The sequence below is a fragment of the Lysinibacillus sp. Ag94 genome, assembly GCF_023242215.1.
Lineage (GTDB): Bacteria > Bacillota > Bacilli > Bacillales_A > Planococcaceae > Lysinibacillus.
Genome location: NZ_CP096780.1, coordinates 3,927,218 through 3,943,296, shown reverse-complemented (window position 1 = coordinate 3,943,296; position 16,079 = coordinate 3,927,218). Strand labels below are relative to the sequence as shown.

The window sequence follows — 16,079 nt, the reverse complement described above, 5'->3', positions numbered from 1 at the left end:
TGCATGACGATGTCTGAAACGCATTTACAGGATGCACTTGACACGTTAAAAACAACTGGTGTTCGTATTACTCCTCAGCGTCATGCTATTTTGGAATATTTAATTCAAACAATGGCACATCCAACTGCCGATGAAATTTATAAAGCACTTGAAGGGAAATTCCCAAATATGAGTGTAGCGACTGTTTATAATAATCTTCGCGTTTTTCGTGAAGTTGGTCTAGTGAAAGAACTAACATTTGGTGATGCTTCAAGTCGCTTTGATTTCGTTACAAATGATCATTATCATATGATTTGTGAATGCTGTGGCAAAATAGTCGACTTCCATTATCCTGGTCTCGATGAAATTGAACATTTTGCATCACAAGTAACAGGCTTTGATGTGCATGCACATCGTTTAGAAATTTACGGCACTTGCCCATCGTGTAAAGATGCATCTGCAAAAGTACAATAAAAAATCCTAGCTCTTAAATAAAGTGTACCCTTTGTAAAGGACATTTTGAAAAAAAGCTAGGCAACCTTTTGAAGCTGCTGTCTGTATTTTGCAGGCGGCAGCTTTTTCAAGTTCCATTGCCCTCGATAATGGTTGTAATATATCATATAACTTTTCACTTCTCGTTTTACTTCTTCTAATGTTTCGCACGCTTTCAGATTAGTTTCATCTTTAAAATGGCCGAAGAAGGATTCTTGCGGGGCGTTATCCCAACAGTTTCCTCGGCGTGACATAGATTGCCCTAGTCCCATATCCGTTCAACATCTAAACCGGCCTCTTCAAAAATCATTCTTGGGAGTTTTCCTTTTTCATTTTCTGCAATAAAATGGCGTTTAAATTCCTCAGTATAAGTAATCGCTTTATCACTAATAGCTTGGACATTAGGATTACAGTTAAGTTGTTCTTGCTCTTTTTTAGTAAATAATTTTTTCGTCATTTATTCCGCTCCGACATCTTTTTTCTAATTATAAACAAAAGTACCCTATAGGATAGACTTTTTTCAAAGTGTCTATCTTATAGGGTACAGTTTAAAATGAGGGCTAGGATTTTTTTGTCTTATTATAAGATTGGTCGAACTCTTTTCCTTCTAGAGTTGGATCCAGTGTTAATGGTTCATTACAGTACATACACATATCTACACGACCTAATACTTTTGTATGCTTATGGCAATTAGGGCATTCTACTTGAACAGCTTTTGTTGAGAGCAGTCCAATCCATGCATAAACGACTGTACTACCAATAATACAAAGTACACCAAGGGTCATGAAAATTAATACTAGAATAGGATAGTTTTTAAAGAAGATTCCCCCATACATAACTACAAAGCCGATAAAAATAAGTGCTAATGCAAATGAACGGATTTTATTAATTTTACTTTTGTAAGGTTTCATTTATCATCTTGCCTCCCAATCTAAAATCTACTATAACATATAAGAACAAAGTATTTTAGCTTTGAAAACGTGGGAAGAAGGAATACTTTTAGAGTATGTCGAATTTTTAACGAAATCAATTTCACATTGGTGTAATTGAATACGGTGAAAATCCGTGACATCCATTAAATGAAGTTAAAAAGTAACAAGCAAATAGAGGGGGACTGAACATGGAACAAGTTTTGCGTCCGATATATCAGGAACGTGCAAGTCAGTCGAATACGTTAGGCGTTATTTTAATGGAAAAACGCGAGGAAAAAAGTAATGTGACAGATACATTTGATACAATCTTACTTATTATTGTAAAGGAAGCAGAAAAGCCAGTTTTTTCGAAGCATTACTTATATGAAGGAAATAAAGTAGCTTTACATACTGTTACTGAGAAAATACTACGAAAATGGCTACTCATTGGCTCAAATAAAAAAGTGGTCGATTGGATTTTCTTTGGTAGAGTATTATTTGATCGTAATGAATTTCTTCATAAGTTAAAAATTGAATTACAGGAGTTTCCGTTTAGTGGTCGTAAAATCAAAACTGGTATTCAATTTTCAAAGTTAATTCGACGTTACTTAGAAGGAAAAGAATACTTTGATAAGGGTAGCTATCTCGATGCTTATAATCACGTAGTAGATTCATTACATCATTTAGGGCGTTTATCCATTATTGATAGTGGACTTTACCCTGAAGTAACTGTTTGGGCACAGGTGAAAAAAATAGAACCAGCGATTTATAAATTATACGAGGAGCTCGTTACAAGTAATGAGCCGATAGAAAAACGTTTAGAGCTATTATTTTTAGCAAGTGAGTTTTTAATACATTCACGTACTCGAGACGGCGCTCAACATATTTTAGAAGTAATGCAAACAAAAGAGACCTGGACAATTCAGGAATTGCACGATCATAATGAGCTCATGAACTACTCAGTAGATTTAGAAGTGTTTGTAGAATATTTAGTGGACAAAGGTTATATTCAAATTGAACCGATTGTTGCGAAAAGTGACATGATATTCCACCGTCATTATAAGGTAAATAAAGAAGCTCTAGAAATGGAGCAAGGACTGTAGTATGCTAGTTATCGAGGTATGAAAAATACCTCGATAATTTTTTATAAAAAGTTGTTGACTTTTAATTAATTGATATTGTATTATATTAATTGTCGCTAAGACATAACAAAACAACTCAACGAACGGAGAAATGTTGCTGTCGCTCCGCTTTCGCACAGAAAAGACCATGTTGCTGTCGCTCCGCTTTCGCACAGAAAAGACCATGTTGCTGTCGCTCCGCTTTCGCACAGAAAAGACCATGTTGCTGTCGCTCCGCTTTCGCACAGAAAAGACCATGTTGCTGTCGCTCCGCTTTCGCACAGAAAAGACCATGTTGCTGTCGCTCCGCTTTCGCACAGAAAAGACCATGTTGCTGTCGCTCCACTTTCGTACAGAAAAGACCATGTGGCTGTCGCTCCGCTTTTCGCACAGATAAAACTAACGCTACTTTCGCGCAGAGTAAAGCTTTCGAAGGTGTCCGATGACCAACTTCGCTCGCTATAGTATAACGGCCAACACGATCCGGAGGCGTTATCACAAGACGTGATGATTTTAGGTGTAAAAAACTTTTATAAGTCTTAAAGCATCCACATTTAGGTCACTATGCTTAAATTATTTTTCAATACCAAAACATAACATTTACTTGCTCTTTATTTTAAAGCGTATTATAATGAAGTTGTAAGTGGGACATAATTTTAAGTGGTGGGACAGAAACTAACCCACGACTATTATAAAGGGAGTAGATTAATATGTTATCTGTACCTGAGGCGCAGCAAAGGCTACTTCCAGAAATGTATCCGCTTCTGCAATCGAGATATCGTATTTTGCAAACAGTTCAGCTTATGCAGCCAATTGGGCGTCGTACACTTGCTGATTCACTTAAAATGACTGAACGAGAAATTCGTAAAGAAACGGATATTTTACGTGAGCAAGGGTTATTAGATTCTCAAAAGTCGGGTATGGTATGTACAGACGAGGGTGAAGTAGTGATTGATAAGCTTCGAGCACTCGTCTATGAATGGTCTGGCATTACACAGCTAGCTAAATTATTGCAAAACCATTTTGGCTTACAGCATGTAATAGTTGTTCCAGGTGATTACAATGAGGACGATACGATATTAACACTGCTTGGAAAAGAGGCAGCACAACAATTTATATCAACTACCTTTGATGGTCAAATAGTAGCTGTTACTGGTGGTAAGTCGGTTGCATCACTTGCGCAATTTTTACATCCAGCTGATACAAACAACATTACATTTGTTGCAGCCCGTGGAGGCATTGGGCATGAAATGCAAATGCAAGCCAATACACTTGTCTCAACATTTGCCATGCAGATGGATGCACAGTATCGTACATTATTTTTACCGGAGCATTTAAGTGAGCAGGCCTATCAAGCAATGTTAACAGAGCCAATGGTAACTGAAATGATGAATTATTATGATCGTGCAGATTGTGTTATTCATGGTATTGGCTCGGCAGAGGAAATGGCTGTTCGTCGTAACTCATCGCCTGAGGATTTACAGATACTCGAAGAAAAGGGTGCAGTAAGTGAAGCATTTGGATATTATTTCAATGCAGAAGGCGAAATTGTACATCGAATTCGAACAATCGGTATACAGTTTGAACAAGTGCAAAGAAGTAAGCAAGTCATTGCAGTTGCTGCTGGTAAACAAAAAGTGAAGGCCATGCTATCGTACTTTAAGGTAGCACCAAAGCAAACCATTTTTATAACAGATGAAGTAGCCGCAAAAGCTATCGCTGAAGGTTTACCTTCTTTATAAATTACTCAAATTTCAGCGAGTGCTCAACACTCTCTGAATGAGAATAGAGCCAATTGTGGATATTATAAATGTCCGAGGCAAAATAAATTATTTAAACAATATTGGAGGAATTAACAATGGCATTAAAATTAGCTATTAATGGATTTGGACGTATTGGACGATTAGTATTTCGTGAAGCAATGAAGCACGATGAATTTGAAGTAGTTGCAGTAAATGACCTAACAGATGCAGGACAGCTTGCACACTTATTAACTTATGATTCAGTACACGGTATCTACGATGCTGATGTTTATGCAGACGGTGATTCTTTCGTAGTAAATGGAAAAAACATTAAAGTTTATGCTGAAAAAGATCCTGCAAATTTACCTTGGGGTGAACTTGGTGTTGATGTAGTACTTGAATGTACAGGTAGATTCCGCTCAATGGAAGAAGTAGGTAAGCATATTCAAGCAGGTGCTAAAAAAGCTATTCTTTCAGCTCCAGCTAAGGGCGAAATGCCAACGTTTGTAATGGGTGTTAACCATGAGGATTATAACCCTGAAACAGATGATGTTATTTCAAACGCTTCATGTACAACGAACTGTCTAGCGCCAGTTGCAAAAATACTTGATGAAAAATTTGGTATTGAGCGCGGTATGATGACGACAATTCACTCCTATACAAACGATCAACGTATCCTTGACTTCCCGCACTCTGACCCACGTCGCGCACGTGCAGGTGCAGTGTCAATGATTCCAACAACAACAGGTGCAGCAGTAGCGGTTTCTAAAGTATTACCTCAATTAAAAGGTAAATTAGATGGCTTCTCTATGCGTGTACCAACACCGAACGTTTCATGTGTTGACTTAGTAGTGGAGCTAAAAGCAGAAGTAACGAAAGAAACTATTAATGCTGCATTAAAAGAAGCTTCAGAAAATGAGCTTAAAGGTATTTTAGGCTACAACGAACTACCATTAGTTTCAATTGACTACAATGGTAACCATAACTCTTCAACTGTAGATGGTCTTTCTACAATGGTATTAGAAAATAGTATGGTAAAAGTTCTAGCATGGTATGATAACGAAATTGGTTACTCTACTCGTTTAATGGACTTAGCTTTATATATCGCAGAAAAAGGATTAAACACTAAATAAGTGACATAATTCGATAACTAAAGTAAAAAGTGTGACATAATACCGCTTTTTGCGCACAAAAAGTATAGCCTTTATAATATCTTAAAGATATAATATACAAGGGTAATGGGAGTAAGGGAATTTACCCTTACTCCTTTTTTATACGAAATATAAGGCAGACACGTGACTAGTTATGTAATTGCAAGACATAGAACGTGACTTTTGCTACTATAAAAGCAAGTAAAAGGGTACTTCACCATAACGTGGGTTGATTTCCGTTCCAAGTGCTTTTTGAAAAGGCTTATTAAACAAAATTAATCCTATATGATGATGGATCAACTATTTTTATCTAATACTGTTAAGTGAATGATGTGAGGAGCCAAGATGGGTGAATCCAGGTAATTCATGACTAAAAACTTTGAAGGGGGTTTCTTCATGTTAAATAAGAAGACGATGAAAGATATTGATGTAAAAGGTAAGCGCGTATTTGTACGTGTTGATTTTAATGTACCGATGGCAGAGGGTGCAATTACTGACGAAACACGTATTCGAGCAGCAATTCCTACAATTGAATATTTAGTGGAACAAGGTGCCAAAGTAATTTTAGCTTCTCACTTAGGACGTCCAAAGGGTGAAGTGAAAGAGGATATGCGCCTAACTGCAGTAGGTGTACGTTTAGCTGAAATAATGGGTAAACCTGTTACTAAATTAGATGAGTCAATTGGTCAAGAGGTAGAAGAAGCTGTTGCAAATATGCAAAATGGTGACATTATTCTTCTTGAAAATGTTCGCTTCCACGCTGGCGAAGAAAAAAATGATCCAGCATTAGCAGAGCAATTTGCAAAATTAGCAGACGTTTATGTCAATGATGCGTTCGGTGCAGCTCACCGTGCACACGCGTCAACTGAAGGAATTGCTAAGTATGTACCAGCAGTATCTGGTTACCTTATGCAAAAGGAATTAGATGTGTTAGGAAAAGCATTATCTAACCCGGAGCGTCCATTTACAGCCATTATCGGTGGTGCCAAAGTTAAAGACAAAATTGGTGTGATTGAAAGCTTATTAGAAAAAGTAGACCATCTCATTATTGGTGGTGGCTTATCATTCACATTTATTAAAGCGCAAGGCTATGATATCGGTAAATCTTTATTAGAAGAAGATAAAATCGATTTAGCAAAATCCTTTATTGAAAAAGCAAAGGCAAAAGGCGTGCAATTACATATGCCAATCGATGCCGTAGTCGCAAACGAATTTTCAAAAGATGCTGAAACACAAATTGTAGATGTAGACGCTATTCCAGCAGACTGGATGGGCTTAGATATTGGTCCGAAAACAGCTGCTAAATATGCAGAAGTTATTAAAGATTCTAAATTAATCATTTGGAATGGACCAATGGGTGTTTTTGAAATGGATAAATTCGCGAATGGTACAAAAACTGTAGCTAACGCTATGGCGACAACAACTGGTTATACTGTCATCGGTGGCGGGGATTCTGCAGCGGCAGTAGAAAAGTTTGAAGTTGCCGATAAAATGGACCATATTTCTACAGGTGGTGGTGCATCACTTGAATTAATGGAAGGGAAAGAGCTTCCTGGAATTGTGGCATTAAACGATAAATAAAATGGAATAAAAACATAGGAGGCAAGAATGATGCGTAAACCAATTATTGCAGGTAACTGGAAAATGTATAAAACATTTGAAGAGGCAATTCAGTTTGTTGATGCGGTACAGGACAAACTTCCTTCAAATGATAAAGTAGACGCTGTTGTTTGTGCACCAGCACTTTACCTACCTACGCTTGTGCAAGTTGCTAGTGAATCTGAGCTAGCAATTGGTGCACAAACGATGCATTTTGAAAACGAAGGTGCATTTACTGGAGAAATTAGTCCAGCTCAGCTAGCAAGTGTGGAAGTAGACTATGTTATTTTAGGACACTCTGAACGACGTGAATATTATAACGAAACAGATGAAGCCATCAATAAAAAGGTTGCTGCAGCACTAGCGCATAATATCGTACCAATTATTTGCTGTGGGGAAACGCTTGAGGAACGTGAAGCGGGGACTACCGAGCAAAAGGTTGCTCATCAAATTACAGCAGCACTTGCTGGATTTGGCGCACAAGAAGTGGAGCATATGGTGATCGCCTATGAACCTATTTGGGCAATCGGTACAGGTAAAACAGCTACAGCAGAAGATGCTAACCAAGTATGTGGAGCAATTCGTGCAGTAGTGAAGGAATTATATAATGCTGAAACGGCCAATGCTATACGAATTCAATACGGTGGTAGCGTAAAACCTGAGAACATTCAGGAATTATTATCGAAAGAGCATATCGATGGCGCTTTAGTTGGTGGAGCAAGTTTACAACCAGAATCATATTTGAAATTATTGGAGGCGGCAGCAAATGCCTAAAAAGCCAGTAGCATTAATTATTCTAGATGGCTTTGCATTTCGCGACGAAACTTTCGGAAATGCAGTAGCTCAAGCAAACAAACCTAACTTCGATCGTTTTTGGAATGAGTTCCCACATTCAACATTAACTGCAGCTGGTGAAGCGGTGGGGTTACCTGAAGGTCAAATGGGGAACTCTGAAGTTGGACACCTAAATATAGGTGCTGGACGTATTGTCTACCAAAGCTTAACGCGCTTAAACAAATCAATTCGTGAGGGAGATTTCTTTACGAATAAAGCATTTTTGGATGCCATAGCACATGCTAAAGCTCATCAATCTAAGCTTCATATTATGGGCTTACTGTCAGATGGTGGCGTACATAGCCATTATGAGCATATGTTTGCACTATTAAAGCTTGCAAAACAACAAGGCTTAGACAAAGTCTTTGTACATGGTTTCTTAGACGGTCGTGATGTTGGACCATCAACAGCTTTAGGCTATATTGAAGAAACTGAACAACAAATGAAGGACATTGGCGTAGGTCAATTCGCTTCTATTCATGGTCGTTATTATGCAATGGATCGTGATAAACGCTGGGATCGCGTAGCCCTTACGTATAATGTGTTAGTAGATGGTGTTGGTCAAACAGCTGACAGCGCAGCAAGTGGCGTAGCTGCATCGTATGAGCGCGATGTAACAGATGAGTTTGTTATTCCATTTAGCGTTCAAGAGCATGGGGAAGCCGTGGCAACAATTGACGATAATGACGCTGTTATTTTCTTCAACTTCCGCCCTGACCGTGCTATTCAACTGTCTAAAGTGTTTACAAATAGTGAATTTGATGGCTTTGCTTTATCAAATAAGCATCCAAAGAATTTAAAATTTGTATCATTCACACACTACAGTGATGAAGTACACGCCCAAGTTGCGTATGAAAACGATAACTTGAAAAATACGATTGGTGAAGTGTTAGCCTCTAATGGCAAAACACAGCTTCGTATTGCAGAAACAGAAAAGTATCCGCATGTTACATTCTTTATGAGTGGTGGTCGTGAGGAGAAATTTGAAGGGGAAGAGCGTATTTTAATCGCATCTCCAAAAGTTGCAACATACGATTTAAAACCTGAAATGAGTGCTTATGAAGTAACAGAAGCATTACTTGCAGAGATTGCGGCCGATAAATTTGATGGCATCATTCTTAATTTTGCTAACCCTGATATGGTTGGGCATAGCGGAATGTTAGAGCCAACCATCAAGGCCATTGAAGCAGTCGATGAATGTCTTGGTAAAGTAGTAGATGCACTCCTTGCAAAAGGTGGCGCAGCTATTATTACAGCTGACCATGGTAACTCTGATGAAGTTCTTACTTTAGAAGGGGCTCCAATGACAGCTCATACAACAAACCCTGTTCCAGTAATTGTGACAAAAGCAAATTTAATGTTAAGAAATGATGGTATTTTAGCCGATTTGGCGCCAACCATGTTAGAATTATTAGAGGTGTCACAACCTTCTGAAATGACAGGTCAATCATTAATTGAAAAAGAGGAGAATTAATTATGCCATTTATTACACAAATTTATGCGCGCGAAGTTTTAGACTCACGTGGGAATCCAACGGTAGAAGTTGAAGTATTTACAGAATCAGGTGCTTTTGGACGCTCAATCGTACCATCAGGTGCATCTACAGGTGAATATGAGGCAGTAGAATTACGCGACGGTGACAAATCTCGTTACCTAGGCAAAGGTGTATTAAAAGCAGTTGAAAATGTAAACACAATTATTGCTCAAGAGCTAGAAGGTAATTACTCAGTTCTTGATCAAGTAGTCATCGACAAAGCTTTAATCGAATTAGATGGCACAGAAAACAAAGGTAAACTAGGTGCCAATGCCATTCTAGGTGTATCAATGGCAGTTGCACATGCTGCGGCAGATTACTTAGATGTACCTCTTTATCAATATCTTGGTGGGTTTAACTCAAAACAACTACCAGTACCAATGATGAACATCATAAATGGTGGCGCTCACGCTGACAACAACGTCGACATTCAAGAATTCATGGTAATGCCTGTAGGAGCAGAATCATTCCGTCATGCATTACGTATGGGTGCTGAAATCTTCCACAGCTTAAAAGCAGTACTGAAAGCTAAAGGCTATAATACAGCTGTAGGTGACGAAGGTGGTTTCGCACCAAACCTTGGTTCGAACGAAGAAGCCATTACTGTAATTTTAGAAGCAATCGAAAAAGCTGGCTATAAACCAGGTGAAGAAGTAAAACTTGCCATGGATGTTGCTTCATCTGAATTATTCAATAAAGAAGATGGCAAATATCACTTAGACGGTGAAGGTGTTGTTAAAACTTCTGAAGAAATGGTTGACTGGTATGAAGAGCTAACAAACAAATACCCAATCATCTCAATTGAAGATGGCTTAGACGAAAATGACTGGGCTGGACACAAATTATTAACAGATCGTATCGGTGCTCGCGTACAATTAGTAGGTGACGATTTGTTCGTAACAAATACGCAAAAACTAGCTGCTGGTATTGAGCAAGGTGTTGGTAATGCAATCCTTATTAAAGTAAACCAAATCGGTACGTTAACAGAAACATTCGAAGCGATCGAAATGGCAAAACGCGCTGGTTACACAGCAGTTATCTCTCACCGTTCTGGTGAATCAGAAGATGCAACAATTGCTGATATCGCAGTTGCTACAAACGCTGGTCAAATTAAAACAGGTGCTCCATCTCGTACAGACCGCGTAGCTAAATACAACCAACTTCTTCGCATTGAAGATCAACTTGGTGCAACAGCTGAGTATCTTGGTTTAAAATCATTCTATAACTTAAAATAAGCTATTACTAAAGTAGCTTTACTCGTATCGCCTCAAAGGTATTTACATACTTTTGAGGCGATTTTTTGGGTAATTGAGGGGTAGTTTTTGGCAAAGAGATCGGGAAACGTGGGAACTACTCAGGTAGGGAGAAAAAGCGCTAGTACCCTTAAGAACTACCCGGGTAGGAGAAGGGCCTGGGTAACCCAGAAAACTGCTTAGGTAGGATGAAAAAGTGCTCTGTATTGCTTTAATGGCATAAATACACTTATTGAAAGCTATGCAAGTGCATTTATGCCATTATTATATGTTTAATTAGTAAAACATAAATTACATATACGGAAAACAATACTGAAAGGAGAATTACGATGAAAATTTTTGAAACAGAACGACTTACCCTTCGCCTACAAACAACAGATGATGCCGATTTTATCCTAGCGTTAATGAATGATCCTTCATGGTTGCAGTTCATTGGTGATCGCGGTGTGAAAACGGTGGAGGAGGCATGTGAATATATAGTAAATGGACCACTTCGCATGTATGAGCAATTTGGCTTTTGTTTTTATTTAGTTGAAAGAAAGGACGATCAAATCCCCCTTGGACTTTGTGGTTTTGCTAAAAGGGAGTCGCTAGAAGATGTGGATATTGGGTTCGCTTTTCTGCCTAAGTATTGGGGAAAAGGATACGCCTATGAAGCGGCCTCAGCAACGTTGGCATATGGTATAGATATATTAGGGTTAAATCGTATTGTAGCTATTACAACCCAAGATAATGAGGCTTCAGCTAAGTTACTAGAAAAAATAGGCTTGAAGTTTGAAAGATTAGTCCAACTTTCCAATGATGCTGAAGAACTTAGACTTTTTTCATTTAACTTCTTTTAGCAAATGTACAGGTGAGAATTCTCTACCTTTAAGGGTGATTAAATGAATGGGCGTTAAAGCGATATATTTCAGCGGGTCACCAAACATTCGCTGAAATCTAGAAAACCAGTCTAAAAACGCCACTTCTTGTGGTTACGAAGGCGTTATCACAGAACGTGATAGTTTTAGCCTTCGTTCCTCTAGTTGCTTCAGAGTCTCATCTGTGACGCTAATGCCCTCAAAGAAAATCTACATAAAAAAAGAGACAGTCTTTAGTGCGTAACACTTTAGACTGTCTCTACGTTCGTTAAATGATTTATTTCTGTGCCCAATATTTGTCTAGCTCTTGATCTAAATAGACCCAGCCCTTCCATGCAATATGGATCGTATCCATAATGAAATAAGGATCATAGTCATGGCTAGAGAAATCAACAAATGGAACACCATTATCAGTCAATATTTGGTTCATTTTTGCGTAATATTTTTCACGGCGATCCGCAGGATATTCAGTGTAGTCATACCAATGACCATTTACTGGAATAGAGACGAATAGAGGCTTTGCACCAGCATCTTTTAAAATATCAATGACAAGCTGTAAATCCTCATATTCAGGTGAAGACGTATAATCTTCGTTTTTTCGGAATCCTTTAAACCTATCAAGATTAGAATTTTTAAGTCGCTTATAAAACTTGTTTTCAATCATTAAATCATTGGAAACACGCTTTTCGCCATATTTTTCGGCATTTTGTAGTTGTTGCTCAAAAGTTTGATTCACAACTAGTTTATCATTGTTCTTTAACTTACTCCCCTCTCGAGGGAAGAGCGAGTAATACAAATCTTTTTTCTCTAAAAGTGCCTTTTGGAAATGGCCAGCAAACACTGCCAGTCGCCCTATGATTGGTTTTTTCTTACCATCAGATAATTTATATTCATAAATTGTTCTTAGCAGGTCATCGCGGTTTACAGTATCAAATTCAAGCAGGCGTTTCATTCCTCGATTTCGAAGATCTTCGTCAATGTCCTTATTGTAGGCTAAATCATAAGCATGCAACATCGAATAGTTTGGAGAGAAATGTAATTCATTCATGCCCTTTTTCGTAAACCATTGAGGGGAAATGATGAAAACAATTTTCTTATCCTTTAAATTCTTTTCCTGTGCAGCAAAATTTAAAAAGTGTGTAATAGACTGCATTCCACCACGCCCGACCATAAATGTCGTATACGGAGCATTTGTAGCACGCGTATAGTTATAAGGGTGGAACGGATCAAAACGATTTAATTCTGAGGAGCCATATAAAGGCATAGTATTAGGCTCCTGCAACATTCGCTCTTGGAAATACATCCCTTGGAACACTAACGGAGACATACTAGTCTTTGCTTGCTCCACATCTTCATCTGAAATCCAAGCTTTTATCCAGGAATTAGGGAAGAATAGTAAGGCAGCAAAAAGAGCAAAAGCAATTAATAATGATAAAAAGCCTTTCTTAATCATTGTCTTTCAGCTAATTCCGCAGCAATACGATTTGGCGTGTTCCATTCCTCACGGTTGAAATCAGTAATTGGCACTGAGATATTAAAGCGACTTTCAATTTCCACTAATAAATTAATTGTACCGAATGAATCAAGAAGTCCTTCTTCAAATAAATCGATATCCGGATTTTCTAAAATGATATCGTCCTCGCATAATTCTACTAGCATTTCTAAAACTTGTTGTTTATCCATATTATAAATCTCCTTTATTGTTTAGGCTGCGTTATTCATAAAAGTATGAACAGAGCCGTTAATTAAAATAATGTTCCTGAAAAAATATAGAAACCAAAGCAAATGGCATTAAACGTTATAAATACGCCGATTGCATGCGTCCATTTATTTTTTGGCCAAATCTTGCGCTTTTTATTCCAACGTTCAAATTTATCGAAGCAGATAATTAACAAGGCATGGTAGAGACCGTAGACAACAAAGTGCAATTCTAATCCGTGCCAAATACCCATTAAAAAGAACAGTAAAAAGAAGCCAAGATAAGAAACTGTATATTTGTTTTTAATCCATTTTTTCTTCGTCATCCAAAGTACGAAGCGCATATAAACATAATCTCTGAACCAGAATGAAAGACTCATATGCCAACGGTTCCAGAAGTCTTTAATATTGCGACTCGAGAATGGACGGTTAAAGTTAATTGGCGTTTGAACACCCATAATGCGACTGACACCAACTGCAAAAGCACTATAACCTGCAAAATCGAAAAATAGATAAAAACTATACATATACATATACGCTATTTGCCCTTGAAAAGGTGTCAAATAGTTATAAGTTTGATTTGGTAAATAAATAAGTGTGTAATTGTATATTAAATAAGCCAAAATAAATTTATATAAAAAGCCTAAAAATATACAATTAATCCCACTTAACAGCAGTTTTTGATAGTCTTGACCAGACGGCACTGTATGCAAATCTTTATGAAAGCGTCGCCAACGGTCAATAGGCCCCGAAGTGATTGTTGGGAAGAACAGTAAGAAATAAGCAAGCTCAACTACTGAAATTTTATCCTTAATTAAGCCATCACGAGTTTCTAATATCATTTGTACCGATTTAAAGGTAATATAGGATACCCCTAAAAATCCAAATAAATTATTAAGGCCAAGCATAGGCAGAACCTTCACAAGTACAAGTGGCAAAATAGACAGCAGTACAGCAATTACGAATACGGACGTGCTATTCTTCTGTAAGCGATATTTTTGATAACCGACAATTAATAGTAACTGAAATACTGTAAATAGTATAAGAGAAGTTGAGCCATTAAGGGAGTTACCAAAAATAAGAGCTAATACGACAATCGAAATAAAAATATTATAGCGTTTAGCTGATTTCCCACGTAGTCCTAAAATAATGGTTGGTAATAATAAAATACCAATGATGATGAAGAAAAATATATTTCCATAAGCCGTCATACTGTTTCCATAACCGCCAATCCTTTACGATCAACTTTACCGTTAGTATTTAAAGGTAAAGTGTCAATGTATTTGAACGTTTTCGGAATCATATAAGATGGTAAATACTCCGCTAACAATGCTTTAAGCTGCTTCGTCATTTTGAAGGCAGAGTCTGTTAATGGTTCTCGTAGAACAACATACGCACTTAGTGAAACAATTTCATCATCTTTTGAAATAGGTATAACAACACAGCTAGCTACAGCTGGAAGATTGCCGATTTGCTTTTCAATTTCCTCGATTTCTAAACGATAACCGTGTAGTTTCACCTGGAAATCTTTTCGCCCAGAAAAGAACAGATAGCCATCTTTTTCATAACCAACGTCCCCAGTTTTATAAATACGTTGATCCCCTATTGTAGGAAACGCTTTAAGTGTTAAATCAGGTGCCCCAAGATAACCTGCACTTACAGTCGGTCCAGAAATAATAATCTCGCCATCTTCTTGCAAGGATAGATTAGGCTCAGATAGAGGAGCGATTGGTAATTGGTCAAATTGCTCCAGAAGCTCCTTTGTTACTTCCACATAAGATACGGCAACCGTTGTTTCTGTAGGACCGTATAAGTTAAAAATAGAAGCTTGTGGGAAGCGCTGCATTAATTCTTTCGATACAGATACTGGTAAAACCTCTCCGCAGAATAAAAACGTATTTAAAGAAGGCATTAACGCCTGATTCCATTCTTTGTTCATTAGGCAGATTTTCGCAAAGGAAGGTGTAGAAGTCCAAACGCGAATATCAGATGAAGCTAATGACTCAAATAACGCTTTTGGATTAGCAATCTGCTCCTGCGTAATAGCGTAAAGAGTTTGCCCACTAACGAGTGCAGGATATAAATCCATTACCGATAAATCAAAGGAATAAGGTGCTTGATTTAGAAACACGCCAGATTCCTGTAAAGGGAAATGCTTATGCATCCAATCAACAAAATGTGCTAAATTATCAGCTGTAATTTGCACACCTTTTGGCTTACCGGTAGAACCAGATGTGTAAATAATATAATGAATTTCTTGATTCTTAACCCAAGTTGAAGGCTCTGTCGAAATGCTAGTAGCTTGAGCCACTAAATCACTTACTTCCACTACAGGAACTGATTGATTCGTGTTTAATGCTTCAGTTTTTAGTAATAAACAAGCCTGAGAAGCTTCTATTATAATTTGTAACCTTTCAGACGGAGTAGAAGAGTCAACCGGTACATATGGATGACCTGCCTTTACAGCTCCTAAAAAGGCAACGATTTGTAAAGGGGACATATGCCCGTAGACGACGATAGGTTGTTGTCTTTTTAAATCAAGAGCTATTAAATATTGCGCTACACAATCAGAAAGATGCCAAAGCTCACCATACGTTAAGGAATCATTATTGGTTTGATATGCAGTTCGATGTGGATGCTGTTGTGCCACTTTTTGAATAGCCTCTAAAATACTTAACATAGTTTATATCTCCTTTTCTTAAAATTCCGTATATATAAATGGTCCTGCGTTCATATCATGGAAGCCATGGATAAGAAACAAGAGCGTTAAAATGATGAAGTAAAATAACGTAAAACCTATAAAACGTAAAACCTCATTATTTTTAATGGATTGCATATGTCCACCTCCAATTAAAAATGAAAAAAGATTATAACTTTGTAAATATATAAATAATTAGATATTTTT

General features: G+C 37.6%; 17 protein-coding genes and 1 pseudogene. 9 read left to right on the top strand and 9 right to left on the bottom strand.

Annotated features, from left to right (window positions below; all coding sequences use genetic code 11):
* Positions 1–9: 9 nt before the first annotated feature.
* The gene (gene perR / locus MY533_RS18500; protein WP_132363287.1) at positions 10–453 is read left to right on the top strand and encodes a peroxide-responsive transcriptional repressor PerR; all 444 of its coding nucleotides are present in this window, start codon (positions 10–12) and stop codon (positions 451–453) included.
* Between the two features lie 56 nt (positions 454–509).
* Here the strand turns inward: perR and MY533_RS18495 are convergent.
* The 3 genes and pseudogenes from MY533_RS18495 to MY533_RS18485 all read right to left on the bottom strand — a co-directional run.
* Positions 510–740: pseudogene (locus MY533_RS18495) on the bottom strand (IS3 family transposase); the annotation flags it as partial.
* Positions 734–928 carry an HTH domain-containing protein gene (locus tag MY533_RS18490; RefSeq protein WP_248717096.1) on the bottom strand — a complete coding sequence of 65 codons (195 nt, stop codon included), beginning with the start codon at positions 926–928 and terminating at the stop codon, positions 734–736. The pseudogene MY533_RS18495 and the gene MY533_RS18490, both read right to left, overlap by 7 nt.
* A gap of 103 nt (positions 929–1,031) precedes the next feature.
* Entirely contained in the window at positions 1,032–1,382 is a 351-nt protein-coding gene (locus MY533_RS18485; RefSeq protein ID WP_132363284.1) for a YgzB family protein, read from the bottom strand.
* A gap of 209 nt (positions 1,383–1,591) precedes the next feature.
* On the opposite strand from MY533_RS18485, the gene MY533_RS18480 reads away from it, so the two are divergent.
* Entirely contained in the window at positions 1,592–2,485 is an 894-nt protein-coding gene (locus MY533_RS18480; protein WP_132363281.1) for a nucleotidyltransferase-like protein, read from the top strand.
* A gap of 115 nt (positions 2,486–2,600) precedes the next feature.
* Here the strand turns inward: MY533_RS18480 and MY533_RS18475 are convergent, their stop codons facing one another.
* A complete protein-coding gene (locus MY533_RS18475) occupies positions 2,601–3,002 on the bottom strand; it encodes a hypothetical protein (protein ID WP_248717095.1) in 402 nt (133 codons plus the stop codon).
* Positions 3,003–3,213: 211 nt separating this feature from the next.
* Between MY533_RS18475 and MY533_RS18470 the strand changes: the two genes are divergently transcribed.
* From MY533_RS18470 to MY533_RS18440, 7 genes are all read left to right on the top strand, one after another.
* On the top strand, positions 3,214–4,245 hold the full coding sequence (locus MY533_RS18470) for a sugar-binding transcriptional regulator (RefSeq protein ID WP_248717094.1): 1,032 nt from the start codon (positions 3,214–3,216) through the stop codon (positions 4,243–4,245).
* A 116-nt stretch (positions 4,246–4,361) separates the two neighbouring features.
* Complete coding sequence (gap, locus tag MY533_RS18465; RefSeq protein WP_132361980.1) at positions 4,362–5,378, top strand: type I glyceraldehyde-3-phosphate dehydrogenase; 1,017 nt, start codon at positions 4,362–4,364, stop codon at positions 5,376–5,378.
* Between the two features lie 414 nt (positions 5,379–5,792).
* Entirely contained in the window at positions 5,793–6,977 is a 1,185-nt protein-coding gene (gene pgk, locus MY533_RS18460; protein WP_248717093.1) for a phosphoglycerate kinase, read from the top strand.
* A 30-nt stretch (positions 6,978–7,007) separates the two neighbouring features.
* Complete coding sequence (tpiA, locus tag MY533_RS18455; RefSeq protein ID WP_248719242.1) at positions 7,008–7,769, top strand: triose-phosphate isomerase; 762 nt, start codon at positions 7,008–7,010, stop codon at positions 7,767–7,769.
* Complete coding sequence (gene gpmI / locus MY533_RS18450) at positions 7,762–9,303, top strand: 2,3-bisphosphoglycerate-independent phosphoglycerate mutase (protein WP_248717092.1); 1,542 nt, start codon at positions 7,762–7,764, stop codon at positions 9,301–9,303. The genes tpiA and gpmI overlap by 8 nt, the downstream gene beginning before the upstream one ends.
* A 2-nt stretch (positions 9,304–9,305) precedes the next feature.
* Positions 9,306–10,598 carry a phosphopyruvate hydratase gene (eno, locus tag MY533_RS18445; RefSeq protein ID WP_132361974.1) on the top strand — a complete coding sequence of 431 codons (1,293 nt, stop codon included), beginning with the start codon at positions 9,306–9,308 and terminating at the stop codon, positions 10,596–10,598.
* A gap of 347 nt (positions 10,599–10,945) precedes the next feature.
* A complete protein-coding gene (locus MY533_RS18440) occupies positions 10,946–11,458 on the top strand; it encodes a GNAT family N-acetyltransferase (RefSeq protein ID WP_248717091.1) in 513 nt (170 codons plus the stop codon).
* 295 nt (positions 11,459–11,753) lie between these two features.
* Here MY533_RS18440 and dltD read toward each other — a convergent pair whose 3' ends face one another.
* The 5 genes from dltD to MY533_RS18415 form a co-directional block, all read right to left on the bottom strand.
* The gene (dltD, locus tag MY533_RS18435) at positions 11,754–12,929 is read right to left on the bottom strand and encodes a D-alanyl-lipoteichoic acid biosynthesis protein DltD (protein WP_248717090.1); all 1,176 of its coding nucleotides are present in this window, start codon (positions 12,927–12,929) and stop codon (positions 11,754–11,756) included.
* A complete protein-coding gene (gene dltC, locus MY533_RS18430) occupies positions 12,926–13,159 on the bottom strand; it encodes a D-alanine--poly(phosphoribitol) ligase subunit 2 (RefSeq protein ID WP_053485840.1) in 234 nt (77 codons plus the stop codon). The genes dltD and dltC overlap by 4 nt, the downstream gene beginning before the upstream one ends.
* A gap of 62 nt (positions 13,160–13,221) precedes the next feature.
* Positions 13,222–14,385 carry a D-alanyl-lipoteichoic acid biosynthesis protein DltB gene (gene dltB, locus MY533_RS18425; protein WP_248717089.1) on the bottom strand — a complete coding sequence of 388 codons (1,164 nt, stop codon included), beginning with the start codon at positions 14,383–14,385 and terminating at the stop codon, positions 13,222–13,224.
* On the bottom strand, positions 14,382–15,854 hold the full coding sequence (gene dltA / locus MY533_RS18420; RefSeq protein WP_248717088.1) for a D-alanine--poly(phosphoribitol) ligase subunit DltA: 1,473 nt from the start codon (positions 15,852–15,854) through the stop codon (positions 14,382–14,384). The genes dltB and dltA overlap by 4 nt, the downstream gene beginning before the upstream one ends.
* 18 nt (positions 15,855–15,872) lie before the next feature.
* The gene (locus MY533_RS18415; RefSeq protein ID WP_132361964.1) at positions 15,873–16,010 is read right to left on the bottom strand and encodes a teichoic acid D-Ala incorporation-associated protein DltX; all 138 of its coding nucleotides are present in this window, start codon (positions 16,008–16,010) and stop codon (positions 15,873–15,875) included.
* Positions 16,011–16,079 lie beyond the last annotated feature (69 nt).

Bases quoted from the DNA above. Each gene is read 5' to 3' on its own strand.
- MY533_RS18480 (WP_132363281.1), top strand. From the start codon at position 1,592: ATGGAACAAGTTTTGCGTCCGATATATCAGGAACGTGCAAGTCAGTCG.
- MY533_RS18470 (WP_248717094.1), top strand. From the start codon at position 3,214: ATGTTATCTGTACCTGAGGCGCAGCAAAGGCTACTTCCAGAAATGTAT.
- dltB (WP_248717089.1), bottom strand. From the start codon at position 14,385: ATGACGGCTTATGGAAATATATTTTTCTTCATCATCATTGGTATTTTA.
- MY533_RS18415 (WP_132361964.1), bottom strand. From the start codon at position 16,010: ATGCAATCCATTAAAAATAATGAGGTTTTACGTTTTATAGGTTTTACG.
- dltD (WP_248717090.1), bottom strand. From the start codon at position 12,929: ATGATTAAGAAAGGCTTTTTATCATTATTAATTGCTTTTGCTCTTTTT.
- tpiA (WP_248719242.1), top strand. From the start codon at position 7,008: ATGCGTAAACCAATTATTGCAGGTAACTGGAAAATGTATAAAACATTT.
- dltC (WP_053485840.1), bottom strand. From the start codon at position 13,159: ATGGATAAACAACAAGTTTTAGAAATGCTAGTAGAATTATGCGAGGAC.
- gpmI (WP_248717092.1), top strand. From the start codon at position 7,762: ATGCCTAAAAAGCCAGTAGCATTAATTATTCTAGATGGCTTTGCATTT.
- MY533_RS18440 (WP_248717091.1), top strand. From the start codon at position 10,946: ATGAAAATTTTTGAAACAGAACGACTTACCCTTCGCCTACAAACAACA.
- pgk (WP_248717093.1), top strand. From the start codon at position 5,793: ATGTTAAATAAGAAGACGATGAAAGATATTGATGTAAAAGGTAAGCGC.
- MY533_RS18485 (WP_132363284.1), bottom strand. From the start codon at position 1,382: ATGAAACCTTACAAAAGTAAAATTAATAAAATCCGTTCATTTGCATTA.
- gap (WP_132361980.1), top strand. From the start codon at position 4,362: ATGGCATTAAAATTAGCTATTAATGGATTTGGACGTATTGGACGATTA.
- MY533_RS18490 (WP_248717096.1), bottom strand. From the start codon at position 928: ATGACGAAAAAATTATTTACTAAAAAAGAGCAAGAACAACTTAACTGT.
- dltA (WP_248717088.1), bottom strand. From the start codon at position 15,854: ATGTTAAGTATTTTAGAGGCTATTCAAAAAGTGGCACAACAGCATCCA.
- eno (WP_132361974.1), top strand. From the start codon at position 9,306: ATGCCATTTATTACACAAATTTATGCGCGCGAAGTTTTAGACTCACGT.
- perR (WP_132363287.1), top strand. From the start codon at position 10: ATGTCTGAAACGCATTTACAGGATGCACTTGACACGTTAAAAACAACT.